This is a genomic window from Bradyrhizobium sp. NBAIM08 (assembly GCF_020193935.1).
GTDB classification, from domain to species: domain Bacteria; phylum Pseudomonadota; class Alphaproteobacteria; order Rhizobiales; family Xanthobacteraceae; genus Bradyrhizobium; species Bradyrhizobium yuanmingense.
Window position 1 is genome coordinate 1 of the sequence record NZ_JADYVR010001351.1, and the last position, 382, is coordinate 382.

Annotated in this window: 1 protein-coding gene; it reads right to left on the reverse strand. The window is 67.8% G+C overall.

Annotated elements, in window-relative coordinates; translation table 11 throughout:
• Positions 1-382: hypothetical protein (locus I6F37_RS44870; RefSeq protein WP_225155114.1), on the reverse strand; the 382-nt coding region annotated here is incomplete at both ends.

Consider the following 382-nt stretch of genomic DNA (forward strand, 5'->3'; position numbering starts at 1 on the left):
GGACGAAGCTCGGGTCGGGGATGCCGTTGACGTCGAAGCGCGAGACGCCGCCGGTCGACATCTCCTCACCGAGCAGCAGATGGTCGGTCGAGTCGATCCCGAGCGATACGGCCTGCGGCACGGCCAGCGGGTCGACCTGGGGTGCGTAGAAGTCGAGCAGCCCGTTGACCTGCAGCCGCCGGATCACGTTGTGGACGTTGTTGACGGCCACGATGACCGGCTTCCCGTCGCTCTGCACGACCATCTTCCCGACCCATTCGTCGGGGAGGTCGGCGATGCCACCGGTACCGAAGGTCGGGTCGGGAACGCCGGCGGACGTGAAGCGCACCACCTTGTTGGCGATCGGGGCGTCGGCCCGCACCAGCACCAGGATCTTCCCGTC